We start from the raw sequence: 23435 nt of genomic DNA, 5'->3' as shown, positions 1-23435 counted from the left end.
CGCAGAGATCAGGGACGTACCTGGTCGAGCGTCAGCGTGAAGGAATCCAGGTCGACCGACTCGTTCTGCGCAACCAAACCAGCCGTGTCTGGGTCGAATTCGATCCGAACCTCGACGCTGATGGTCTGTGGCGACGCCGTCAGCGGCAGCGGAACGGCCGATCCATTGGGTAGGTCGGTGCCACCATTGACCGAGACGGTCGCGCCGGCCAGTGCGGCGGCGAGAGCGGGATCACCGGTCACTTCCGTGAAGTCCGCAGTAATCGTCGCCCGGAGGTTGGGTCCTGCCCAGTTCACCACGTAGTCCGAGGAGTATTCCAGAACGTCACCCGGCACGATCAAGAACCCAGCTGGGCTAGGCCCGATGACGACGTTGGGAGTTACCGACGTCTCGGTCCACAGAGCAGTCCCCGCGACCGGTTCGAAGTTCAGTTCACCAGAGTTGATTTCTCCACCCGCGACTTCGGCATCGTCCTGCCACAGTGCGAAGGATCCCAAACCGCCGAGCAGCAGGACAGCTGCCGCCCCCGCGGCTATGGCGCCTTTGGTTGCCTTGTTCATTCGTTTCTCTCTTCGTGTGGGCCCAATGGAAGGCCAGTGAGGGACCCGGCGTTCTTCGGGTCGAGTCGGCCGGTGCCGGCCCGCGCACCTGGTGCGACGTCCATTGTTTCGCAAGGACCACGCGGTCTGTTACCCCTGCGAATGTAAAAGTCCGAAGGTCTTTTTACTGGACTTTTACCTAACCGACAGTTACACCGACACGGTCGATGTAAAGCGTCAATTCATTCGATCGCAGCACAGAAAGAGCCGAGGCAGTCAGCTAAGAGGGTCAGACGGAGGATCTACGGTCGCGTATACGCAAAGATAACGACCGACAAGTATCTTTCGATACGCGTCGGCCGAAACCAGGCCACGAGACGAGAAAGGCCCCGCAACGCGAACGCTACGGGGCCTTTGTCGAACGAATCAGGAGTTCAGAATGTCCCGACGAACGATGGTCTGGTCACGGCCGGGGCCGACGCCGATGCAGGACATGTGGGCGCCGGAGAGCTCTTCTAGCCTGAGCACGTAGTTCTGTGCGTTCACCGGAAGGTCCTCGAAGGTGCGCGCTCCGGAGATGTCCTCCCACCAGCCTGGCATCTCTTCGTAGATCGGCTTGGCGTGGTGGAAGCCGGTCTGCGTCATCGGCATCTCGTCGTGACGGACTCCGTCGACGTCGTAGGCGACGCAGATCGGGACGGTATCGAGGCTGGAGAGCACGTCGAGTTTGGTGAGGAAGTAATCGGTGATGCCGTTGACACGGGTCGCGTAGCGGGCGATGACCGCGTCGAACCACCCTGTCCGACGCGCACGCCCGGTGGTGACGCCGACCTCGCCGCCTTGCTTCGCGAGGTATTCGCCGGAGTTGTCGAAAAGCTCGGTCGGGAAGGGACCCGACCCGACGCGCGTCGTGTAGGCCTTGAGGATGCCGAGGACGGTGGTGATCTTGTTGGGTCCGATGCCGGAGCCGACTGCCGCGCCGCCCGCCGTCGGGTTGGACGACGTCACGTACGGGTAGGTGCCGTGGTCGACGTCGAGCAGAGTGCCCTGCGATCCCTCCAGAAGAACAGTCTCGCCGCGTTCGAGAGCGAGGTTCAGCTCGAGCCGCGTGTCCGCGATGCGGTGCTTGAACTTCTCCGCCTGCCCGAGGACCTCGTCGACGACCTGCTGCGGGTCGAGAGCGCGTCGGTTGTAGATCTTGGAGAGCACCTGGTTCTTGAATTCCAGTGCAGCTTCGACCTTCTGGGTCAGGATCTTCTCGTCCAGCACATCCGCTGCGCGGACGCCGACGCGTGCGAACTTGTCCTGGTAGCAGGGTCCGATTCCGCGACCGGTGGTGCCGATCTTCTTGGCTCCGAGGAAGCGCTCGGTGACCTTGTCGATGGCCACGTGGTACGGCATGATCAGGTGCGCATCGGCGCTGAGCAGCAGGCCTGACGTGTCCACGTTGCGCTCCTCGAGCCCGGCCAGCTCGGTCAGCAGAACGCCCGGGTCGACGACGACTCCGTTTCCGATGATGTTCTTGACTCCCGGAGTCAGAATGCCCGACGGGATCAGGTGGAGCGCGAACTTGTCCCCGTTGGGGAGCACGACGGTGTGGCCCGCATTGTTGCCACCCTGGTACCGAACCACCCACTGGAGTTGTTCGCCGAACAGATCGGTTGCTTTGCCTTTGCCCTCGTCGCCCCACTGGGCGCCGATCAGGACTATCGCCGGCATGTGCTCTCCTGGTGTCTCTTCTGTGCAAAAACTAGCTGTGTAATTGACGTGCGGGAGGTTGCTTCCAGGTGTGGAGGCAGGCCGGGGGGTCAGTCTAGCCGAGGCAGTGTGGCACCGGTCATGGCGCTACGGTGGAGACCGAGCACCAGGCCACAACCACAGAACTGCACGGGAGCACAGTGACACCGTTCGTCCTGCACTGCGGAAACCCTCCGCTGCCGATCTCGCTGACGGATGTGCCACTGACGTCGGCGTCGGAGATTCCCACCAACGACGAGTGCGACGCCCTCCTGGCCGACGCCGCCGGGTCACCTGGCCCGCGGGTCATCGTCCTCGGCGGCGACGCGTCCCTCGCGGCCGTGTTGACGAGGTTGATGCGTACCGATCGCCTCGACGTCGAAGTCGCGTTCGTTCCCGAGTCGGCGACGGCCGCGGGGCATGTCTACCGCCTCGGAACGGGGTCGCGGGCCGCGAAGGTTGCCATGACGGGCACGGCGTCGCCGACCCCGCTGATCCGTGACGACGCAGGCAAGGCCGTGGTCGGCCGGGCCGTCGTACACGGTACTTCCGGGCGTTCGCTCGAAGGTGAGGCCTACGTCGACGACACGAAGTTGTTCTCCGGCACGGCGCATGCCGTCGAGATCGTCCCGACGCCGAACATGCCCGGGCTCAAGGCCCGCGTCACCGGGGGCCGACGCCTGCTTCCGCATCGGTGGGCCCACGGCCGCGCCATGCAGCTCGGAGCGTACGCGGCGAGTCTGACTCGCGACGGCGTGCCCGGCGACCGAGAAGTGAAGCGATCGACGTTCTATCGCCATCACGTGGAGTGGTTGCTGGTCCGGTGAGCATCCCCCTGCGGCGTCGACGCGTACGCCCGAGCCCGGTCTTCCTGGCCGTGGTGGCTGCTGCGGTGGTCGGCGGTGTCGTTGCGTGGACTGCACAATCGCCAGCCGACGTCTCGGCACGGATAGGGGTGTTCGTCCTCGTCCTGGCCGGGTGGATCGTGACGGTGTGCCTGCACGAGTTCGGTCACGCCTACACCGCGTTCCGGGCCGGTGATCGCGAGGTCGAGCTGCGCGGTTACCTGACGTTGAACCCGCTGAAGTACAGCCATCCGCTGCTGTCGATCGTGCTGCCGGTGGTGTTCATCGCGATCGGCGGAATCGGTCTTCCCGGCGGCGCGGTGTATCTCCGCACCGGAATGTTCGAGCCGAGGATCCAGCGCAGGATCGCTCTTGCCGGGCCCTGTGCGAATCTTGTGTCCGCCGTGGTTCTGCTGGTCGTGATTCGCGTCTGGGGAACGGGTTCGGATCATCGCGCGTTCTGGTGGGGCTTGAGCTTCTTGGCGTTTCTGCAGGTCATGGCCACGGTGCTGAATCTTCTTCCGGTTCCCGGTCTCGACGGCTACGCCGCGATCGAGAACAACCTGTCCCACGACACCCGCCGAGCGCTGGCCAACTTCAAGCCGTACGGCATTCTGATCCTCGTCGCATTCCTGTTCGTGCCCCAGGTCAACATCGTGTTCTTCGACGCCATCTACTGGATGTTCGGACTTTCCGGAGTCCCCGACATCTATGCGCAGTACGGCAACTACCTCATGCGGTTCTGGCTCTGACTTCCAGATCGTCCGCAGCCACCGCCCGTCCGTCGGTGCTCCTGACCTCCACCTGAACCCGGCCGTTGCCGTCCGTCACCACCAACGGTCCACGGCCGGACTGCAGGTGTTTGTCTCCCCACTGCATCAGTCCGAGCACGACGGGCAGCAGATCGTCACCCATTTCGGTCAGCAGGTACTCGTACCGTGTCCGCTGGCCCGGATCTCGGTAGGGCGACTTCACGAACAGTCCGGCCTCCGTCAGTTCTTTCAACCTCGCCGACGCCACCGCCTCGGTGATCCCGACGCGTGAAGCGAACTGATCGAATCGTGTTGCCCCGTAATACGCCTCACGCAAAATGAGAACGGCCGAGCGTGTGCCCACGACACCCATTGCCTTGTCGATCGAGCAGTGATTCGCCGTCCACGAATCACGGTCGGCGAGGGGGCCCGACAATGTCATCGCTGTCATGCCCCGAGACTACCCTGACTTCGGTCGAATGCAGTCAGGAGTTTCGCGACGCCATCTCCGACGCCACCCGGTGCAGCGCCCGCCGCAACGCCACCGGTTCCAGCACTTCGACGCCACCTCCCAGCGTCGTCAACTGCCCCAGGGCGACGTCGAACGTCTCGAGCCGCAGATCGACGGTCGTCCACCCGTCGACGTCGGCGCCAGGGAGTGCCGGAGTTGCTTCACGACCGACGACAGCAGGGAGAATGCGAACAGCATCCGCGGACAACCTGACTCGACAATCGAAAGTCAGCAGTACCCGATCGAACTTCGACGCCGATTCCGCCCACCATCGAGCGAGATCGAAGCCGTCGGGCCTGGCCACCGGTTCCGTCCGCGTCCGAGCACCCTCGGCTCGGTCGACACGATACGACAGGACGGCGTCTCCCCGGGCGGCGACGAGGTACCAGACGCCCGCCTTGGCCACCAGTCCCAGCGGGGCGACGGTGCGCGTCGAGCCCCGATAGTCGAGATCGAGCTGCCGACCCGCCAACACAGCCGCGCTGATCGCCTTCAGATGCGGCGACGGTTCGACGTCGGTGAACCAGCCCGGGGCGTCGACGTGCAACCGCTCACGCCACATCTGGGCGCCGGCGCGCAACGGCAATGGGAGCGCACCCAGCAGCTTGGTCTCGGCCGCAGCCGTGACGTCGGCCAGCCCCAGATCTGCAGCCACGGACGGCACGCCGAGCAACATCAACGCCGAGGTCTCGACACCGGACATGCCGGACAGCTTCGACTGCCATCCGTCCAGGAGCCGCACTCCCCCGCCCGGTCCGGACTCGGTCCAGAGCGGGACCCCGGCGTCGAGCAACGCGGTTATGTCGCGGTAGATGGTGCGCACCGACACTCCTGCTTCGTCGGCCAGCGCCTGTGCGGTCGTCGCACGGCCGTGTTGGAGGGACAGCATCAACTGCAGCAGCCGCGAGGAACGCACACCGCCGATATTACTGACAGAAGGTGTCAGTGATGTGTCCGCATACTGCTGGCATGACGACATGGAAAGACTTCGAGTCCGCGGCACCCGCCCTGGCGAACGGGGTGGCGGCACGGTTCTCCGCCAACAAGCACCATGTGCTCGCAACGCTTCGACAGGACGGGTCTCCGCGGGTCAGCGGGACAGAAGTGGAATTCGCCGACGGCGGCGTGCTGCGCCTGGGGTCGATGCTCAACGCACTCAAAGCCAGAGATCTGCAACGGGATCCACGCTTCGCCCTGCACAGCAACCCCGGCCACCATTCGATGGAAGGCGGCGACGCGAAAATCGCGGGCACAGCCGTCGAACTCACCGACCCCGATGCACTGCAGAAGATCTTCGACGCAGCACCCCCGGAACTGACGCCCTACAACGTCTTCGATCTCGACATCACCGAGGTGGTGCTGACCTCACTCGTCGACGATCACATGCAGATCGAGCTGTGGCGACCGGGAACCCCGGTGAAGACGTTCACCAAGTGAGTTCGTTCTTGCACGCAGATCCCTGGGAGGACGGCTCGACCTGCACGGTCGCGTGGTCCAGACCGTAGGCCGCGAGCACCGTTTTGGCGCGATCCAGCAGAACCGGGCCGGAGCCGTCGCATTCGAGGTGCACGGTCGCGACGTCCATACCCGTGGTGAGGGTCCAGACGTGCAGATCGTGCACACCGACCACGCCGGGTAGGGCAGCAAGATCGGCTTCGACGGCCTCGACGTCGACGTGACCCGGGCTCGCCTGAGTCAGGATGCGCAGCGCGGAGCCCGCCAGCTTGATGGCCCGCGGAATCACCCACAGCGAAATCAGGACACCGACCACGATGTCCGCCCACGTCCATCCGAACACCACCATCACCAGGCCTGCGACGAGGACACCGACGCTGCCCACAGCGTCGGCGAGCACCTCCATGTAGGCACCGCGCACGGCGATGCTGTCCTTCGCGTCGCCGCGAATCAGCACCATGACGACCAGATTGGCGACCAGACCTGCGGCCGCGGTGACGATCAGCGCAAGACCGGGGATCTCCGGCGCGTCGCCGATTCGATCGATCGCCTCGTACAAGATGAACGCGGCGACACCGAGGAGCAGAACAGCATTGGCGATGGCCGTCAGGACTTCCGCACGATGCCAGCCGAACGTGCGTGCAGCGGCGGCACTTCCCTTACGGGCCAGAAGGAGGGCCACGAGACCCATCGACATTCCGAGAACATCGGTGAGCATGTGGCCGGCGTCGGCCAGCAAGCCCAGGGAGTCGATGATCAACGCGACCGTCGCCTCGAGGATCAAGAAGACCACGAGAATGGCCAGTGCAATCACCATGTTGCGGATCCGCTTGGTGGACGGTCCGGCCGTTCCACCTGAGTCCGGTATGCCGTGACTGTGCCCGTGCCCCGCGCCCATCACTTCCCCTTCCGTCGATGCCGACCTCACCATATGCGTACATACGCATATGTGCAATGGTCTCGACAGGGTCAGAACAGGTCCGGCGTGACCTCCGGTTTCGCGACGGTAGGCGGAAGCGTCGCCAGCGCAGAAATACGTTTCAGACCCGCAACCTGGAGGAAATCGACGATGATCGACCGCAACTGCGCGAGCACCACCGTTGCCGACAGGCCCGCATCGGAGATCAACTCGGGCTTCGCGCCCGCAGCCACCGCGCGCAGAACCCTCGCCGCTTCCGCGGCATCCGGCTGACGGCCCGGATCTGCCAGCACCATCCGGCGCAACACATCCGTTGCCTGAGCCAGCTTCTCCACCTCGTCGACGACCCGGGGATCGAGAATCTCGTCGTCCCGCACCAGCGTCAACGAGCGACGCGCCAACACACGAATGTTGCGAATCGCGTTGTCGATCGGATCGGCCGTCTTCTCCAGACCCGCCAACCTGTTCCGATGACCCCAATACAACGGAGAGATCCGCGCGATCTCCCGACCACCCTTCAGGTTCGTGCGCAACGCATCGATGTCCGACTGGGTGGCGCGAGCCTTCTTCAAAGCCTCCTCGATGGGCTTCGGATCATTGGCCACCAACCCGTCGGCCACCTTCTGCAACACATCCGACGCGATACCGAGCACCCGCGCCGCGTCCTTACGCGCCCGCCACACCGGATGCGTCGGAATGAGCGCCACGATCGCGATGCCCACCAGACCACCGGTCAATGCGTCGACCATTCGGTCGATCCCACCCGAATCGCCAGGAGGAATGAGCGTCGCGACCAACACAGCCGACGAACCCGCCTGCATCGCGATGATCGGACCACCGTCGAGGAACACCGCCGTCGACATCGCGAGCGCAACCACCAGCGCGATCTGCCACGGCCCACTGCCGATCGCCGAAATGATCAGGTCACCGACACCGATCCCGACCGTGACACCGACCACCAACTCAGCGGACCGGCGCATTCGCGCGCCCAACGACACACCGAGCGACACGACAGCAGCGATCGGCGCGAAGAACGGATGAGCATGACCGACGATGTCCGTCGCGACGAACCACGCGACACCCGCCGCCAGCGCACACTGAACGATCGGCAACAACGACAGCTGCAACCTCGCCCGGCCCGCCCTCACACGGGCCCTACCCCGCCGAGCCGTCGGACGCAGCGTCGTTACAGCAGGATCAGCCGAGCCCGAGAGCTTCCGCAGCCTTGGGATCACTGTCTTCGAGGAGGTCGAGGCACCGCGCGTACTCGTCGTTCTCGCCGATCTCACGCGCAGCCTTCGCGAGAACAGCGACGCAGCGGAGGAATCCTCGGTTGGGCTCATGGCTGTACGGGACCGGCCCGAATCCCTTCCATCCGTTGCGGCGGAGCTGATCGAGCCCGCGGTGATACCCCGTGCGCGCATAGGCGTACGCAGTGATGGTCTGACCCGCGTCCAACGACGCCTCGGCCAAATATGCCCAGGCGATCGACGCCGTCGGATTCTCCGCCGCGACCTTCGCCGGATCCTCGTGGTTGAGCAGTGCGGACTCTGCCTCGTCGTCGCCGGGCAGAAGCGTCGGCTGCGGTCCGAGCAAGTCACCGAATGAAGTCATGGGGACCATTGTGCCCTCCACGCAATGCTCCTGTGCCCTCCACCCGGCGCTCCCGCGTCCAGCACTCTCGAGCCCGACACTCGCCTCGCCTGCAACCGGCCACCCACCCTCGGCCACTAGGCTTTCGTTTTCGAAAGAGTCGAAGAATGAAGTAGGGAGCACCAGGTGTCGGAGAAGGACGAAACGAAGTCGGAACCCGACACGTCGGACAGCACACCCACCCCGCCGAAACTCCCCGACGCCACGCCTCAGGACAAGGACGCCACGCCTCAGGACAAGAAAGACGCCAAGGCTTCCCAACCCGACGCGTCGGAGGCCGAGACGACCGCGATTCCTGCCGTCGAGCCACCTGCCAGGCCTGCGCCGCGACCCCACGCTGTACCGCAGCGCATTCCGGCTCGCGGGGAGGTCCCCCGCCCGGCTCAGCAACCCGCCGGACCGTCGGCGGCGAGCACCGCTCCGCAGCCTTCCGGTCGCTCCGCAGGCTCCGCTCCGCAGCCTTCCGGTCGCTCCGCAGGCTCCGCTCCGGCGCCTTCCGGTCGCTCCGCAGGCTCCACTCCGGCGCCTTCCGGTCGCTCCGCAGGCTCCGTTCCCGCACGGAAGACGAGCAAGCGCTGGCTGGGCGCCCTGGCCGCTGCCGTCGTCGTGATCGTCGCAGTCGGTGCCGCCGCATTCTTCTATCTGGCGCGTGACGGCGGCGAGAATTCGCCGGAGGCGCAGATCAGAACATCGGTCACGTCGTTCACCGAGGCGTTGGCGAGCGGGGACCTGGCGACGCTGAGATCGTCGTCGTGCGGGGACCTGGCGACGTACTACCGGGACATCCCGGATGCGGAGTTCGCGGACGTGCACCGCGTCGCCGTCGAACAGGGGAACGTGCCGGTGATGGAAGGCATCGATGCCGTTCAGATCACCGGAGACACTGCAATCGCGCAGATCATCGCGTACACCGAAGCGAATCCGAACGAGCGGTCACCTCGGACGTTCGATCTGCGGCTGGAAGACGAAACCTGGAAGGTCTGCTGACCCTCGTGGGAGTGGAGACAGACCCTGGCCTACCGGGAGCGGAGCCTGCGGAGTGATCCGCGGGCTCCGCTCCACTCGCGTGGGTCAGCCAGCGCTTACGCTGCGACCTGCGGATTTGAGGTCGTTGCACGCCTCGATGACACGGGCGGTCATACCGGCCTCGGCCTTCTTGAGGTAGCTACGCGGGTCGTAGGCCTTCTTGTTACCGACCTCGCCGTCGACCTTCAGCACACCGTCGTAGTTGCTGAAGAAGTGTCCTGCGATGGGGCGGCTGAATGCGTACTGGGTGTCGGTGTCGACGTTCATCTTCACGACGCCGTAGTCCAGAGCCTCTTCGATCTCGCTCTTCGCCGAGCCCGATCCACCGTGGAACACGAAGTCGAACGGCTTGGAACCGGCAGCGAGGCCGAGCTTCTCCGACGCCACACGCTGGCCGTCGGCAAGGACGGACGGCTTCAGCTTCACGTTGCCGGGCTTGTACACGCCGTGCACGTTGCCGAACGTCGCGGCGAGCAGGTAGCGCGAACCCGCGTCGCCCGCACCGAGTGCCTCGACGGTCTTCAGGAAGTCCTCGTTGGAGGTGTAGAGCTTGTCGTTGATCTCGGCCTCGACGCCGTCCTCTTCACCGCCGACGACACCGATCTCGATTTCCAGGATGATGCGGGCAGCTGCTGCCTTGGCGAGCAGGTCCTTGGCGATCTCGAGGTTCTCGTCGATCGGGACTGCGGAACCGTCCCACATGTGCGACTGGAACAGCGGGTTGCGGCCTGCGTCGACCCGCTCCTGCGAGATTGCCAGCAGCGGACGGACGTAGGTGTCCAACTTGTCCTTGGGGCAGTGGTCGGTGTGCAGCGCGATCGTGACGTCGTACTTGGCTGCGACGACGTGAGCGAACTCGGCCAGCGCTACTGCACCGGTGACCATGTCCTTGACGCCGAGGCCGGAGCCGAACTCGGCACCACCGGTCGAGAACTGAATGATGCCGTCGCTTCCAGCGTCGGCGAAACCCTTGATTGCGGCGTTGATGGACTCGGAACCAACGCAGTTGATCGCTGGAAAGGCGAACTGGTGTTCCTTGGCCCGGCCAAGCATCTCGGCATAGACCTCGGGAGTTGCGATCGGCACGGCGTCATTCCTCCATGTGAAGAGATTGATTGTCCGTTGCAGTATGGCAAGCCTCCGGTGCGCCTGTCGCGGTACCCACCTGATCACTCCCGGCCCGAACGTGACTAATCGGACATCGCGCCGGTGGCAATTCACCAGCTGTTGTTCAGGTCGGCCCAGGTTCGGCCGGTATGGTGGGCGCCGTGAGTCTTCTTGCCGCCTCGGAATCTGTGACGACGAACCTGGCGCTCCTGCCGGGGTTTCTCGATCCAGTGAATTTGCTCAACTCGTTCGGCACCTGGGTGCTGGTCGGGTTGCTGCTCGTCGTCTTCATCGAATCGGGGCTGCTGTTTCCGCTACTCCCGGGTGACTCTCTCCTCTTCACCGCCGGCCTCATCGCCGCATCGAAGTCCGACGAGATCCCGCCGTTCGCGCCCATCGGCGTCCTGCTGATCACGATCCCGATCGCCGCCATCGCGGGCGACCAGGTCGGATACTTCATCGGACGCAAGGGTGGAGCTGCGCTGTTCAAGTCGAACGACGCGAAGTTCTTCAAGAAGAAGTACATCGACGAGTCGCACGCGTTCTTCGAGAAGCACGGCCCGATCACGATCATCCTGGCGCGCTTCGTCCCGATCGTGCGTACGTTCGCGCCGGTGGTCGCAGGCGCCTCGCACATGAAGTACTCGATCTTCGTGACGTACAACGTCGTCGGCGGCATCCTGTGGGGCGCAGGCGTCACCATGCTCGGCTACCTGCTCGGACAGATCCAGTTCATCCGCGACAACGTCGACTACATCTTCCTGCTGATCGTCTTCGTCTCGGTTCTGCCCATCGTCATCGAGGTCGGCAAGCGCATGGTTCGAGCCCGCAAGACACCGCTCTCGGAGGCCGCAGACGCCATCGAGACCCAGCAGGACCGTCCGAGCGCTTAAGTGCGGGTGTTGCAACCGTGATCGAGGCAATGGGTCAGTTCGGCCCACTGGAAACCGCAGGCCCGCTCGTGGTGTGGCTCGTGGTGGTGACCTTCGTCTTCATCGAATGCGCCGTCATCATCGGCTTGTTCCTTCCCGGTGACTCCATGCTCATCACCGCCGGAATCGTCATGGCCACCCATGCATCGGGCACCGGCCACATATGGGCGTTGTCCGTCGGCGCGATGATCGCGGCCATCGCAGGCAACCAGGTGGGGTACGTCATCGGGCACCGCACCGGATCCACACTCGTCGCGCGCAAGAACGGCAAGTACCTCAACACCAAGAACCTGCACAAGGTGAACCTGCTGCTGGAGAAGCACGGTTTCTGGGCCGTGCTCGTCGCCCGCTGGATTCCCTGGGTGCGGACACTCTGCCCGATGGTCGCGGGCGCAGCCAAGATGAACCATCGCCGGTACACGATCGCCAGCACGCTCGGCGCGATCATCTGGGCGCCGGTACTACTGCTGGCAGGGTTCTACTTCGGTAGCTTCCTCGACATGGTGCCGTGGCTGCTGCCCGCGGTCCTGATCGGGATGATCGTGCTCCTGGTCGTCGGCACCGGCGTCGGCATCTGGCAGTACCGCAAGGAAATGTCGAAGCCGTCCGAGACCATCGAGGTCGAAGAAGTCCTCGAATAACTCAGTCCTTACGGGCGACGACGAAGATGCGTCGGAACGGAAACAGCGTTCCCGACGCGGTCGAGGGGTACGCGTCGCGCAGGAGGTCTCGATACTGTTCGACGAACACCGGCCGGGCCTCGTCGTCGAGTGCATCCAGGACGGGCCGCAGGCCCGTTCCCGTCACCCACCGCAGCACCGGGTCCTCGCCCTGCAGAACGTGGACGTAGCTGGTCTCCCACGCGTCGACGGTCAATCCCGCGTCGAGCATCGCCGACGCGTACTGCTCGGCGGAGTCGACGCTGTCACCCCCGCGTAGAACGCCGCTCAGAGTCGACGCCCACTCGTCGGACTCCGCGAGGCGACGCATCAGGACGTGAGAAGGAGCGTCGAAGTTGCCCGGAACCTGGAAGGCAAGGGTGCTGGACGCGCCCAGTTGCGATGCCCACGTCGCCAGAAGCTCTCGGTGGTGAGGTACCCACTGCAGGGCCGCATTGGACACGACGACGTCCACGCCGGTCGCGTCGAAATCGGAGATGTCTCCTTGCCGGACGGTCACGCCGGCGGGCAGATCCGATGGTTGGTCGGCCACCATCTCGGCCGACGAGTCGAGTCCGGTGATGTGGGCCGTCGGCCACCGCTGCGCCAGCGTGGCGGTCTGTACACCGGTCCCGCATCCGAGGTCGACGACGGTATCGGGTGATTCGTGTCTGATCCGAGCGACCAGTTCGTAATACGGACGAGTCCGCTCGTCCGCGTAGTGCCCGTATATCGTCGGATTCCACGAAGTCCCCATAGCCAGTACCTTAGCTAACGAAAGCCTGCGTCCGCCACGGTGTACGCGGCCTCCATCAACATCCAGCCGCTCAGCTGCACCGCGAAATCGCGCTCCGGCACCGCCGACGAACGCACCGTTCCGCCGCTGAACTTCGCCACCGAATGCCCGGGCCCGGGAAGTGTGGCCTGCGATTCCCACGCTGCACCGAAGAGTGGATGATCCTCGACTTCCAGGCGGTTCTCCCAGGCCGCCTCCGCCGACGCGAGCACGATCGACGCGGCCAGTGCGCGGGTGGACCGATCGTCGTCGCTGTCGCCGGGCAAGGTCGTCGCGACCAGCGCCAGGTAGCGGGCCAGGATGCCGTCGAACAAACCGCCGTCGCCGCCTCCCCCGCCGACGATCACCAGGTCACGACACAGCCGATCGTCCACCGCCGTCACCAGCGCGTGCACCCGGGCACGATGACGCGGACCCCCCAGCCGCACCGCAAGTTCCGTTTCGATGCCCAGCACCACACCCTGGCAGTAGCTGTAGATCGCACGATCGAGCACGTCGCCGGTACGGATGCCGTCGAAGATCAGACCCGTCTCGGGATCCTTCAGCGTGACGTCCATCCAATCGGCCATGGCTTGCGCTCGCCACAACCGACCCGTCCGGGCCAGCAGAATCGAGGCGGGTCCGTTGGCCGGGGCGTTGTAGAAATCGTCGCCCCTGCGCCAGGGGATGCCGCCTCCTGCCTGCGGAGACCATGCGTCGAACAGCTCCATCTCGATCTTCTGGATCCCGACGCGGTTGCCGACGGCATGCAGCCGCTGAGCCCGCTCGAGAGCAAGCCCGAGCCAGGCCATGTCGTCGAAATAGTTGTTGGTCCAGCCGGTGATGTTTCGAATGCGGTGCGCACGAGCAATTTTGGTCACTCGGCGGCGCCTCTTGGCGGTGGGCTCGCGGCTCGCTGCATCGACCGCACAATCGAGCAGGTGCGCCTGCCACCAGTAATGCCACTTCAGGAACAGTCGCTCCCGCCGAACAGGCGGCCACGCCACGACGCCGAGCGCCGTACCGGGCAAGCCCCACAATCGACGCACGTGTCGCGCGACGACGGCCCCCTCCGCAGCGTCCGCGCGCTGCGCCCATAGCTCCTGCATGATCGGCAATCCTGCCACTTGCCCGGGGGCGAAGCACAAACAGTCAGGGCCAGGCTTGTGACAAGTCGGCATGACGCCGGATCCACGAGTGCATGGCGATTCCGGCGGCAACGCCCGCGTTGATGCTGCGAGTGGACCCGAACTGCGCGATGGATACCGTCATCGACGCGCCGTTGCGTGCATCCTCGGTCACCCCAGGCCCCTCCTGCCCGAACAGCAGCAGGCAATCCCTCGGAAGTTCCGCGGTCTCGATCGGCACCGAACCCGGCGTGTTGTCGACCGCGACGACCGTCAGACCCTCGGCGGCGGCGTAGGCGAGGAGGTCGTCGACGGTGTCGTGGTGGTGGATGTGCTGGTATCGATCGGTGACCATCGCGCCGCGCCTGTTCCAGCGGCGCCGCCCGACGATGTGAACCGCCTGCGCGGCAAACGCATTGGCGGTGCGCACGACCGTCCCGATGTTCGCGTCGTTGGCGAAGTTCTCGATTGCGACGTGCAGCGAATGACGCCTCGTGTCGATGTCGGCGACGATGGCCTCCCGCGTCCAGTAGCGGTAGGCGTCGACGACATTGCGCCGGTCACCTGCGTCGAGCAGCTCGGGATCGAACTGCGGTCCCGTCGGCCGGGGTTCGTCGTGGTGCTGTTCCCACGGTCCGACGCCGTTGGGGTTGTCTCCCCATTCGGTCGGACCTGGTACATCGATGTCGCTCAATAGATTTCGTTGCTGTCGGCGGCGATGCGGAAGCCGTGACCGGTCTCGTCGTTGGTGCACGAGATGCCGCCGGCCGTCGACTCGCAGGAGTACCCGTCGGCGTTGATGACCTGCCCGACTGCGAGCGGAGGATCGGTCGTCTCGCCGCCCGAGGTGTACACCGCACCACCGGAACACATGAACTCGGCCTCACCCTCGTTGGTGACCCGAATTCCGTTGCCCCAGCTGATCATGCAGTCCTCGGGCCGCGGAGGAACCGGCGACGTCGTGCCCTGGCAGCCCGCTTCGGTACGGCTGGCCAGCGTGACGATCCCGCACTGGAACAACCCGTCCGGCGAGGAGAAGTAGTACGCACCGTCGAGTGCCGCGTACGTCGTCTGCGGCGGCGCGGGCTCGGGTGCGGGTTCCGGCGGGGGCGGCGGCGGGGCTTCGGTGGACGGCGGCGGCAACACCGGTTCCACCGTCGTTGTCGGCGGCGCGACGGTTGTCGTCGTGGTAGCCGGTGCGGACGTCGCATCCGCACCGGATTCGCTACCGCACGCGGACAGCACCGCCACGATCGCCACCGATGCTGCCAGTACCGAACGCTTCTTCGAGCGCGCTCTCGCCATGAAAGAACCCGACCCCACTTTCGCTCATCATGTTGCAGAGCGACCCTACCGGCGAACCGAAACCCGTGCCGTTCGGTGGTGCGTGGCAGGGGTCGATGGGTCGAGCAGGATCAGGTGTGGCTCAGGCGGCGGTTGACTTCGCGGGTGAGCCAGGCCGGCGAGAACCTGGATCCGAGCGACAACGCCTTGGACTGCAATCCGACCGGGAAGTGAACCTTGCGCAGTGCCTTGTTCCGCCGCAGTCCCTTCGCGGGGCGGGTGGCGTCGAAGATCGCCTGGGATACATCGTCGGCGGTGAGTTTGATGCCGAGCGAGTTGGTCGTTCCGGTGGAGACGCCCTGAGTCATCGCGGTCTGAACGAAGAGCGGCCACATGGCCTTGACGGAAATGTCGTACTTGGCCCACTCGAGATCGAGCGCCTCGGTGACACCGCGTACGGCGAACTTCGTCGCGCCGTAGGTGACCAGCTCCGGCTGACCGTAGATGGCCGACGCCGAGCACAGGTTCACGACCTGGGCGTTTCTGGTTGCCTTGAGGTAGGGGAACGCAGCGAGAGTGCCGTACACGACGCCGTTGAAGTTGATGTCGATCTGACGCTTGTGCACCTCGAGCGGCATGTCCTCGAACTGGCCCGCGACGAGGATGCCTGCGTTGTTGACGAGGACGTCGAGCCGGCCGTGGGCCTCGGCGTCGAACTCCTTCAACCGAGCCTCCCACTGCTTGGGGTCGGTGACGTCCAGGGTTCCCGTCACGACGCGTCCGCCGGCGGAGGTGATCTCCTTACCGAGCGACGCCAACCCGGTTTCGTCGATGTCGTAGGCCCCGACGAGGTATCCGGAGCGAGCGAACTTCAGAGCAGTGGATCGTCCGATCCCGGCAGCAGCGCCGGTGATGAACACAGTTGGTGTAGACACCTCGACAGAATAGGCGTTACCAGGGTTATCGGTAAGACCTCCGACAACTTTTCAGGGCTATTCTGGACGTGGCCTGTAGGAGATGTGGGTGAATCACAAACGAACTTTGCGCGCGATAGTAGTCGTCACAGTAGGCTACGTCGCCGTCCTGGCGGTGTGGGCGCTGTGGTTCCGACCGTCGGCGCCCCCGGGAACCCTGCCTTACCAACTTGCCGCTCTGATCGCCGGTTTCGGAGCTGCGCTCGGCCTGTCCATGCTGGTGGCGAACCGACGGACCGCCGAACAGCGACAGATCGCCCGCAACGGCGTCGAAGGTTGGGCCACCATCGAGGAAGTGCACCCACTCGACGACACCCGAAGCGAACTTCAACTGCAGTTCACCGTGCCCGGCTCGGAGTCGTTCTCCGGCCGCATCGTCTACGCCATCCCTCGCTCGGAGATCTCGAGGTTCGCCGAAGGCGCAGTCGTGCCGATCATGGTCGATCCGGACGACCACCACCGCGTTCTACTTCTTCCGAGACAGACCTTCGACGAGGAATAGCTGAGCCACCGCGTAGGTCGCGAGAATCACTCCCTCCGCCGCTCGCCGATGCGACTCCGTGGTCAACAGCAGCCGCCGAGCCACGATCAACGCGTCGGACACCGTGAAGAGCACACCGCCGAGAGCGATTCTCGACGCCGGATCCGCACCGGGAACGACGACGCCGGCCGCCGTTCTCGCGCCGGGCACGAGCGTCGGGTCCGCGGCAAGCGTCGACATCGATGCCAGCGTCAGTCCGTACGCGCCGAGGCCGGGTGCGACGTCGGGCGAACGCGTTGCCATCGACACGACCGCGAGAAGCCAGCCCGCCGCTCGCGGCGCCGCCGCCGATACGGTGACGCGTGCACCTCGAGCGCGAAGAAGCCCGCAGTAGCACCCCTGCATCACAGCGAACGAGGCCGCGCCGTGCAGGATCCGCGAATCGTCGTCCGGGTCGAGTAGAAGAACGTCGCCGACGGTTGCTGCGGTGAGCGCCAGACCCAGCGTCGACGCAGGCTTGGGCAACCCCGCCATCAGCGATGGAGCGATCAACGGCTTCGCGAAGCGATGCAGTCTGTCTGCGCCGAGGACCGCTCCGAGCACCGTGGCTGCCGACGCCGAGGCGAACGCCGTTCTGGACAACGTCGAGCGGTTCATCGAGGCACTCCGAGTTCGTCGACCAGACCATTCGTTGAACTAACCAATTGTGTGATGCTGGCCCCTTCGCCTTGATTCAGGGCTGTACACCTTGTCATCGTTGGAAGGTAAACACACGATTCGACACGTTGGGACGACAATGCGCAGGAAACACACCGATGATCGTAGGGCGACCATGGAAGGTCTCGCCTACGCTTCGAACCCGCTGCTCCGTCGCTCCGACCGCATCCAGGCACGGCTGAAGACCATCCTCACCACCCTGACGATTCTGATGCTTCCCGTTGCTGCGTGGCTCGCGATGACGACGCTGTCGTTCCAGAACGAGCAGGTCTCCGCGCAGCAGTACACCCGGCACGCCGTCACCGCCGAGACCGTGTCCGTCACTCCCCCCTCGCCGCTCGTTCAGTCCGACTTCAGCTCGCAGAGCAGCTCCACCGTCGACGCCACCTGGACGTACCAGGGCGTCGAGCACACCGGCCAGGTGTCCGTCGTGAGCGGCTCGCCGGTGGGTACCGAAGTGGATATCTGGGTCGACGACAACGGCATCCGAGCATCACAGCCACTGTCGAATTCCGACGCCATCGCCGCCGCCGCCTTCACGGGCATCGGCAGCCTGTTCCTGGCCGGACTCCTTTTCTACGGCATTTACTCCGCCACCCGGTTCCGCCTCGACAACAAGCGCGACGCGGACTGGGACCTCGCCATCAAGAACTTCATGGACGAGAACAGCCTGAGCTGAACGTCGTACCTACGTGAAAGTCCCGGCCACACGGCCGGGACTTTTTCGTTTCCATCGCCGGTTTGCAAATATAGTTAGCTTATGTAAGCTTATGGGAGTGCAGCAACCGTCTTCCGATCAGCATCTCCGCGACCTGCTCTCCGAGCTGGTCACGGGATCGTCCCGGTTCGTTCGCCTCGCCGCGCACTTCGGCTCCGACGAGTGGCCCAAGGCCTGGATGCGAGCGCTGTCCCTCCTCGAGGAATACCAACCCCTACGAGTCAGCGACTTCGCTCGCCTCGATCGCTGCTCGCAGCCGTCGGCGACGTCGCTGCTGGGAAAGCTCGCCGCAGCCGGGCTCGTCGAACGCACGACCGACCCGAGCGACTCGCGCGCGGTCGTCGCCCGGATGTCCGACGCCGGCGCCGAATGGCTGGCCGCCGGACGACGCCAGATCGCCGACGGCCTGCTGCCGTACCTGTCCGAACTGGACCCGGAGCAACTACAGAAACTGACCGACGGACTGAGCGAGCTTCGCAGCGTGCTCAAATCGTCGATCACGGATTGAAAGGAACCTCGTCGTGGGGAACTCAGCCGTGAGTACGAACACCGAGAGCTTGCTGAAACAGCCGAAGGCCGTGTGGGCAGTCGCTTTTGCGAGTGTCATCGCCTTCATGGGTATCGGCTTGGTCGATCCCATCCTCAAACCCATCGGCGAACAACTCGATGCGTCACCGTCCCAGGTGTCGTTGCTGTTCACCAGCTACATGCTGGTCACCGGCGTCGCGATGCTCATCACCGGCGTAGTGTCCAGCCGCTTCGGCCCGAAACGGACACTGCTGGCCGGTCTTGCCATCATCGTCGTATTCGCTGCTCTCGCAGGAGTTTCCGGATCAGTCGGTGAGATCATCGGGTTCCGCGCCGGCTGGGGTCTCGGAAACGCGTTGTTCATCGCAACTGCGTTGTCGACGATCGTCGGTGCCGCATCGGGAGGCGTCGCGCGCGCGATCATCCTGTACGAAGCAGCGCTGGGTATCGGCATCGCAACGGGACCGCTCGTCGGTGGTGTGCTCGGCGGATTCTCCTGGCGTGGACCGTTCTTCGGCGTTGCGGCGCTGATGGCCGTCGCGTTCATTCTGTTGATCGTCATGCTGCCGGACACTCCCAAGCCCGCTCACACGACGTCGATACTCGATCCGTTCCGTGCACTTCGCCACCGCGGACTGCTCACCGTCGGCATCACCGCACTTCTGTACAACTACGGTTTCTTCACCCTCCTCGCCTACACCCCGTTTCCGCTCGACATGGGCACGTACAGCATCGGTTTCATCTTCTTCGGCTGGGGCCTGTGCCTCGCCGTGGCATCGGTGTTCCTCGCCCCGAAGTTGCAGCGCGCGTACGGAACTCTGAACATGATGATGCTTTCGCTGCTCCTCTTTGCCGTCGACCTCGGAGTGATGGCCCTGTTCACCGAGAACAAGACGGTACTGATCGTCGGCACCGTCGTCGCCGGACTGTTCCTCGGCGTGAACAACACGCTCATCACCGAAACCGTGATGATCTCCGCACCCGTGGAGCGCTCGACCGCCTCGGCGGCCTACAGCTTCGTCCGCTTCGTGGGCGGCGCGGCAGCACCGTACCTCGCGGGCAAGCTGGGCGAGAGCAACGCTCATGTCCCGTTCTGGGTCGGCGCGGTCTGCACCCTGCTGGCGATCGTCGTCCTGTCGACCGGCCGCAAGGTCCTCGCCCACGTCGACGATCACGACCCCGCACCTCACAGTGTCGACGAGGCCCGGGCAGTCACCGTCGGCGACTGAGATTTCTCCCGCTGGTGTTTACTTTCGTCACACCAACACCATCAGTAACAGTTGCATAACCAATTCCTTGGTAAACCCTGAGAGACCTTTCGGTCCGTTACGGTCCATGAAGCACAAGTACGTGTGCCTCACTAAAAGCATTTCCGGATCGGGACGGAGGTGTCGGTGGCTCCGGCCACCAGGACCGAAGGGCTTGAACATCCATGTCACAGAAGTCGATCGCCCGTTCGCGGAGGACTCGCATCGCCGCCGCCGGAGCCGCCGTCGCACTCTCCTTCGCACTGGCTGCACCAGGAATTGCCGCAGCACAGGAGGAGACTCCGCCACCGTCGAACAGCGTCGCCGAGCAGGCACCTACCGATCCGCCGGCCGACGAGCAGGCGCCCACCGGGGAAGCAACCACGCCGTCGGGAGATGCACTCGTGCAACCGCCTGCGGATGTTCCTGCACCCGGCGCAGGTGATGCGTCGGCAGCAGCGGTGCCTGCCCCCGAAGCACCGTCGACCGATCGACCTCTCCCCCAGGTAACGGGCGGGGTCGTGTTCAACGACGACGGCACGGCGACGATCAACGTCGACATCGTCCCGCAGCTCAGCGACGCCGAGAAGCAAGCGCTCGCGGACGCCGAGGCCAAGAGCAAAGCCGCTGCGGAGGCATCCACCGCGGCGCAGGCTCGTCTCGATGCAGCCGTCGCCGCAGATGCCGCGGCAAGTACCGCGGTCACCAAGGCAGAGCTCGCTGCGGCGGACGCGGTGGTGAAGGCCAAGAAGGCCGACGCCGACGCAACAGCCGCCGAACTGGACCGCATCGCTGCCGTCGGAGCGGTGAACAAGGCCAAGGCCGACACCGCAGCTCTCGAAGCAGCGAATACTGCGGCTGCACAGGCCAAGACCGACGCCGACACTGCCGCAGCCACAGCCCTCGCCGAGGCAGACCGGTTGGAAGCCGAAGCGGCCGGTGCCGGTGACCCGGAAGCGGTGGAGGCCGCAGCGGCAGCACGTGCCGACGCGACCGCCAAGGCCGAGCTTGCTGCCACCGCGTCTGCCGATGCCGAAGCAGCTGCCACGGCGCTGCAGGATTCGATCGTCGCAGTGCAGGATTCGTTCAAGACTCTCAACCTCGCCAAGGTGAGTGCCGCTGTCCGCGCGGCGGCGGCCAGAGCAGCCGAATCGCTGTCGGCGGCCATTGCCGCACGCACAGCGCTGGACGTCTCCGCGGCAGCCGAGGCCAATGCACGGGATCTCGAAGCGGCAGCGGCGACGTCGACGGAGGCAGCAACCGCCGCGAACAAAGCTGCTGCCGACGCACGGACCGCTGCGACTGCAGCCCAGGAGAAGGCCACCGCGGCTGCGGCCGCGGCAACGCAAGCGCAGGCCGACCTCGACGCAGCGCCGTCGGATGCGGATATCGCAGCGCTCGAAAAGGCCGCCGCCGATGCAGAGGCCGCGGTCGAGGAAGCCAATGCGGCACTGGCCACCGCGGAAGCCGACGTGACGCGGACCGAAGCCGATCTGACGGCAGCTCAGGCCGCGTCCGACACCGCAGCAGCGGACGTGAAGGCTGCGCAGACCGCAGCGGCCGAGGCCAAGACGGCAGCGGATGCAGCGACCAAGGCCGAAGCCGATCTGAAGGCCAAGGCAGCTGAATTGGCAGCGAGCGGACCGAAATTCAGCTGGACCATCAACATCGGCGGGACGACGAAGGACGACGTCCCCGTGACCCAGGTCGATGACACCACGGTGGTCGTCGACGAGACCGGTGTGGAACTGGTGGGCGTGTCCAACGAGGACGGATCGTTCACGGTCGCGGACTACTTCACCACCGACGACGACGGTGTCACCGTCCTTGCCGGAGAACTGCCCGCTGTCGATCTGGCACTGGGCGATTCGTCCACCGAAGCGTCGGGCGATTCGGACAGCTCGTCCGCGACACCGGCAATCTTGGCCGGCGTCGGCGTCGTCGCTGTTGCCGCGGTGGGTGGCGGGCTCTACCTGCGTCGTCGCAACTCGACCGATGCATCTGCGTAAGTTCGCAGTCGCGATCGCTCTGGGTGTCACACTGACCGGCTGTGCGCAGTCGGAGCCGGCCAGTGTGACACCGCCCGATCGGTCGGCGGTGGAGGCGCAGATTTCTGCGGCTCCACCGTCTCCGGTTGCTCCCGCGCAACCGGAGTGGATCGAGCTACGATCCGCCGAGTCGCAGACCTACATGAGCAGCACGGTCAATCCCGACGGCCTGTACCGCGACTCGTCGCAAGTACTCAACCCCGTGGACGAGCGACCCGCGTGGTGGGCCGAGAGCGGGCTACCCGGAACCGACACTGAGCAGACAGTGGTCGTGGTGGGCCACAACTACTCGACGCGGGACGCACCGTTTCGGTCACTCGGAGTGGCGCAGGTCGGCGACATCGTCGTAGTGCGCACAGCGACCGGCACTCTCGAATACGGCGTCGAATCGGTCGGGCCCCTGCCGAAGGGCTCCCTCCTGGCCGACAACGACCTGCGAGCGCAGGTCCCCGGCCGACTGATCCTCGCCAACTGCGACGTACGCAATGGCGAACCGACGGGAGACAACTTCTTCGTCGTGGCGCAGCTGGCTGGCTGAACAAATGGGTGTTGCATCTATGCGCATGATAACTACGATTAGGGGATGAACGAAACAAGACCTCTCCGCGTCGCCATCGTCGGCGCCGGACCCGCAGGCATCTACGCCGCCGACGCACTCATGAAGTCCGACACAGATGTCAGTATCGACCTGTTCGAGCGCATGCCCGCACCCTTCGGCCTCATCCGCTACGGCGTCGCACCGGACCACCCCCGCATCAAAGGCATCATCACCGCCCTGCACAAGGTCCTCGACAAGCCCCAGGTCCGCCTGCTCGGCAACATCGACTACGGCACCGACATCACCCTCGACGACCTGCGCCGCTTCTACGACGCCGTCATCTTCTCCACCGGCGCCAACGCCGACCGCGCACTGAACATCCCCGGCATCGACCTCGACGGCAGCTACGGCGCCGCCGACTTCGTCTCCTGGTACGACGGCCACCCCGACGTCCCCCGCACCTGGCCCCTCGACGCCGAGAAAGTCGCCGTCCTCGGCGTCGGCAACGTCGCCCTCGACGTCGCCCGCGTCCTCGCCAAGACCGGCGACGAACTCCTCCCCACCGAAATCCCCGCCAACGTCTACGAAGGCCTCAAAGCCAACAAGGCCCTCGAAGTCCACGTCTTCGGACGCCGCGGACCCGCGCAAGCCAAGTTCACCCCCCTCGAACTCCGCGAACTCGACCACTCCCCCAACATCGAGGTCATCGTCGCCCCCGAGGACATCGACTACGACGAAGGCTCCGAAGCCGCCCGCCGCGGATCCAAACAGGTCGACATGGTCGCCAACACCCTGCAGGACTGGGCCATCCGCGACGTCGGCAACCGCCCCCACAAACTGTTCCTGCACTTCTTCGAATCCCC

General features: G+C 65.1%; 27 protein-coding genes. 13 read left to right on the top strand and 14 right to left on the bottom strand.

Translation table 11 applies throughout. The features are described from left to right. Positions 1-8: 8 nt before the first annotated feature. The gene (locus tag H292_RS0126060; RefSeq protein ID WP_020113358.1) at positions 9-560 is read right to left on the bottom strand and encodes an alternate-type signal peptide domain-containing protein; all 552 of its coding nucleotides are present in this window, start codon (positions 558-560) and stop codon (positions 9-11) included. A 405-nt stretch (positions 561-965) separates the two neighbouring features. Beyond that, entirely contained in the window at positions 966-2258 is a 1293-nt protein-coding gene (locus H292_RS0126055; RefSeq protein ID WP_019667913.1) for an adenylosuccinate synthase, read from the bottom strand. Positions 2259-2437: 179 nt separating this feature from the next. Between H292_RS0126055 and H292_RS0126050 the strand changes: the two genes are divergently transcribed. Both H292_RS0126050 and H292_RS0126045 read left to right on the top strand, forming a co-directional pair. Then, complete coding sequence (locus H292_RS0126050) at positions 2438-3103, top strand: hypothetical protein (protein ID WP_026348269.1); 666 nt, start codon at positions 2438-2440, stop codon at positions 3101-3103. Continuing rightward, complete coding sequence (locus H292_RS0126045) at positions 3100-3873, top strand: site-2 protease family protein (protein WP_026348268.1); 774 nt, start codon at positions 3100-3102, stop codon at positions 3871-3873. The genes H292_RS0126050 and H292_RS0126045 overlap by 4 nt, the downstream gene beginning before the upstream one ends. Here H292_RS0126045 and H292_RS0126040 read toward each other — a convergent pair. Next, complete coding sequence (locus H292_RS0126040) at positions 3854-4324, bottom strand: winged helix-turn-helix transcriptional regulator (protein ID WP_019667910.1); 471 nt, start codon at positions 4322-4324, stop codon at positions 3854-3856. The two genes, H292_RS0126045 and H292_RS0126040, sit on opposite strands and share 20 nt — an antisense overlap. 34 nt (positions 4325-4358) lie before the next feature. After that, entirely contained in the window at positions 4359-5300 is a 942-nt protein-coding gene (locus H292_RS0126035) for a helix-turn-helix transcriptional regulator (RefSeq protein WP_020113357.1), read from the bottom strand. Positions 5301-5353: 53 nt separating this feature from the next. Here H292_RS0126035 and H292_RS0126030 point away from each other — a divergent pair, with 53 nt between their 5' ends. Further along, a complete protein-coding gene (locus tag H292_RS0126030) occupies positions 5354-5821 on the top strand; it encodes a pyridoxamine 5'-phosphate oxidase family protein (protein ID WP_027499105.1) in 468 nt (155 codons plus the stop codon). Here the strand turns inward: H292_RS0126030 and H292_RS0126025 are convergent. The 3 genes from H292_RS0126025 to H292_RS0126015 all read right to left on the bottom strand — a co-directional run bounded on the left by H292_RS0126025 (position 5811) and on the right by H292_RS0126015 (position 8372). Further along, entirely contained in the window at positions 5811-6737 is a 927-nt protein-coding gene (locus H292_RS0126025) for a cation diffusion facilitator family transporter (protein WP_020113355.1), read from the bottom strand. The genes H292_RS0126030 and H292_RS0126025 overlap by 11 nt on opposite strands. A 71-nt stretch (positions 6738-6808) precedes the next feature. Then, on the bottom strand, positions 6809-7879 hold the full coding sequence (locus H292_RS0126020) for an FUSC family protein (RefSeq protein WP_026348266.1): 1071 nt from the start codon (positions 7877-7879) through the stop codon (positions 6809-6811). Between the two features lie 76 nt (positions 7880-7955). Continuing rightward, on the bottom strand, positions 7956-8372 hold the full coding sequence (locus H292_RS0126015; protein ID WP_026348265.1) for a DUF3151 domain-containing protein: 417 nt from the start codon (positions 8370-8372) through the stop codon (positions 7956-7958). Positions 8373-8537: 165 nt separating this feature from the next. Here H292_RS0126015 and H292_RS0126010 point away from each other — a divergent pair, with 165 nt between their 5' ends. Then, on the top strand, positions 8538-9398 hold the full coding sequence (locus H292_RS0126010; RefSeq protein WP_020113353.1) for an Rv0361 family membrane protein: 861 nt from the start codon (positions 8538-8540) through the stop codon (positions 9396-9398). Between the two features lie 84 nt (positions 9399-9482). Here H292_RS0126010 and fbaA read toward each other — a convergent pair whose 3' ends face one another. Further along, positions 9483-10523, bottom strand: coding sequence for a class II fructose-bisphosphate aldolase (gene fbaA, locus H292_RS0126005; protein ID WP_019667903.1), 1041 nt, complete (start codon positions 10521-10523; stop codon positions 9483-9485). Between the two features lie 170 nt (positions 10524-10693). On the opposite strand from fbaA, the gene H292_RS0126000 reads away from it, so the two are divergent. Both H292_RS0126000 and H292_RS0125995 read left to right on the top strand, forming a co-directional pair. Next, positions 10694-11437 carry a VTT domain-containing protein gene (locus tag H292_RS0126000; protein WP_020113352.1) on the top strand — a complete coding sequence of 248 codons (744 nt, stop codon included), beginning with the start codon at positions 10694-10696 and terminating at the stop codon, positions 11435-11437. Positions 11438-11466: 29 nt separating this feature from the next. Continuing rightward, positions 11467-12117, top strand: a complete 651-nt coding sequence (locus H292_RS0125995) for a DedA family protein (RefSeq protein WP_020113351.1) — start codon at positions 11467-11469, stop codon at positions 12115-12117. Position 12118: 1 nt separating this feature from the next. On the opposite strand, the gene H292_RS0125990 is transcribed toward H292_RS0125995, so the two are convergent. From H292_RS0125990 to H292_RS0125970, 5 genes are all read right to left on the bottom strand, one after another. Beyond that, positions 12119-12892 carry a trans-aconitate 2-methyltransferase gene (locus H292_RS0125990; protein WP_020113350.1) on the bottom strand — a complete coding sequence of 258 codons (774 nt, stop codon included), beginning with the start codon at positions 12890-12892 and terminating at the stop codon, positions 12119-12121. A gap of 14 nt (positions 12893-12906) precedes the next feature. Beyond that, positions 12907-14019 carry a glycoside hydrolase family 76 protein gene (locus H292_RS0125985; protein WP_026348263.1) on the bottom strand — a complete coding sequence of 371 codons (1113 nt, stop codon included), beginning with the start codon at positions 14017-14019 and terminating at the stop codon, positions 12907-12909. A 43-nt stretch (positions 14020-14062) separates the two neighbouring features. Then, on the bottom strand, positions 14063-14731 hold the full coding sequence (locus H292_RS0125980) for a TrmH family RNA methyltransferase (protein ID WP_020113349.1): 669 nt from the start codon (positions 14729-14731) through the stop codon (positions 14063-14065). After that, entirely contained in the window at positions 14728-15342 is a 615-nt protein-coding gene (locus tag H292_RS27570; protein WP_231383930.1) for a DUF6636 domain-containing protein, read from the bottom strand. The genes H292_RS0125980 and H292_RS27570 overlap by 4 nt, the downstream gene beginning before the upstream one ends. 110 nt (positions 15343-15452) lie before the next feature. After that, on the bottom strand, positions 15453-16256 hold the full coding sequence (locus H292_RS0125970; protein WP_027499102.1) for an SDR family oxidoreductase: 804 nt from the start codon (positions 16254-16256) through the stop codon (positions 15453-15455). Positions 16257-16344: 88 nt separating this feature from the next. On the opposite strand from H292_RS0125970, the gene H292_RS0125965 reads away from it, so the two are divergent. Next, complete coding sequence (locus H292_RS0125965) at positions 16345-16797, top strand: hypothetical protein (protein WP_027499101.1); 453 nt, start codon at positions 16345-16347, stop codon at positions 16795-16797. Here the strand turns inward: H292_RS0125965 and H292_RS0125960 are convergent. Continuing rightward, positions 16762-17433 carry a lysoplasmalogenase family protein gene (locus H292_RS0125960; RefSeq protein ID WP_019667893.1) on the bottom strand — a complete coding sequence of 224 codons (672 nt, stop codon included), beginning with the start codon at positions 17431-17433 and terminating at the stop codon, positions 16762-16764. The genes H292_RS0125965 and H292_RS0125960 overlap by 36 nt on opposite strands. Positions 17434-17572: 139 nt before the next feature. Here H292_RS0125960 and H292_RS0125955 point away from each other — a divergent pair, with 139 nt between their 5' ends. From H292_RS0125955 to H292_RS0125925, 6 genes are all read left to right on the top strand, one after another. Further along, positions 17573-18172 carry an Rv1733c family protein gene (locus H292_RS0125955; RefSeq protein WP_230594308.1) on the top strand — a complete coding sequence of 200 codons (600 nt, stop codon included), beginning with the start codon at positions 17573-17575 and terminating at the stop codon, positions 18170-18172. Positions 18173-18263: 91 nt separating this feature from the next. Beyond that, on the top strand, positions 18264-18719 hold the full coding sequence (locus tag H292_RS0125950) for a MarR family winged helix-turn-helix transcriptional regulator (RefSeq protein WP_020113344.1): 456 nt from the start codon (positions 18264-18266) through the stop codon (positions 18717-18719). Positions 18720-18732: 13 nt separating this feature from the next. Further along, on the top strand, positions 18733-19968 hold the full coding sequence (locus H292_RS0125945) for an MFS transporter (protein WP_019667890.1): 1236 nt from the start codon (positions 18733-18735) through the stop codon (positions 19966-19968). A gap of 203 nt (positions 19969-20171) precedes the next feature. Further along, entirely contained in the window at positions 20172-21995 is a 1824-nt protein-coding gene (locus H292_RS0125935; RefSeq protein ID WP_020113342.1) for a hypothetical protein, read from the top strand. Then, a complete protein-coding gene (locus tag H292_RS0125930) occupies positions 21982-22572 on the top strand; it encodes a class F sortase (protein ID WP_020113341.1) in 591 nt (196 codons plus the stop codon). The genes H292_RS0125935 and H292_RS0125930 overlap by 14 nt, the downstream gene beginning before the upstream one ends. 45 nt (positions 22573-22617) lie before the next feature. Continuing rightward, the coding region (locus H292_RS0125925; RefSeq protein WP_020113340.1) for an FAD-dependent oxidoreductase at positions 22618-23435 on the top strand (818 nt) is incomplete at its 3' end.

It is taken from the genome of Rhodococcus sp. 114MFTsu3.1, assembly GCF_000383555.1.
Taxonomy (GTDB): Bacteria; Actinomycetota; Actinomycetes; order Mycobacteriales; family Mycobacteriaceae; genus Rhodococcoides; species Rhodococcoides fascians_E.
The sequence above is the reverse complement of the archived record's forward strand: the minus strand, read 5'-3'. Positions and strand labels throughout refer to the sequence as shown.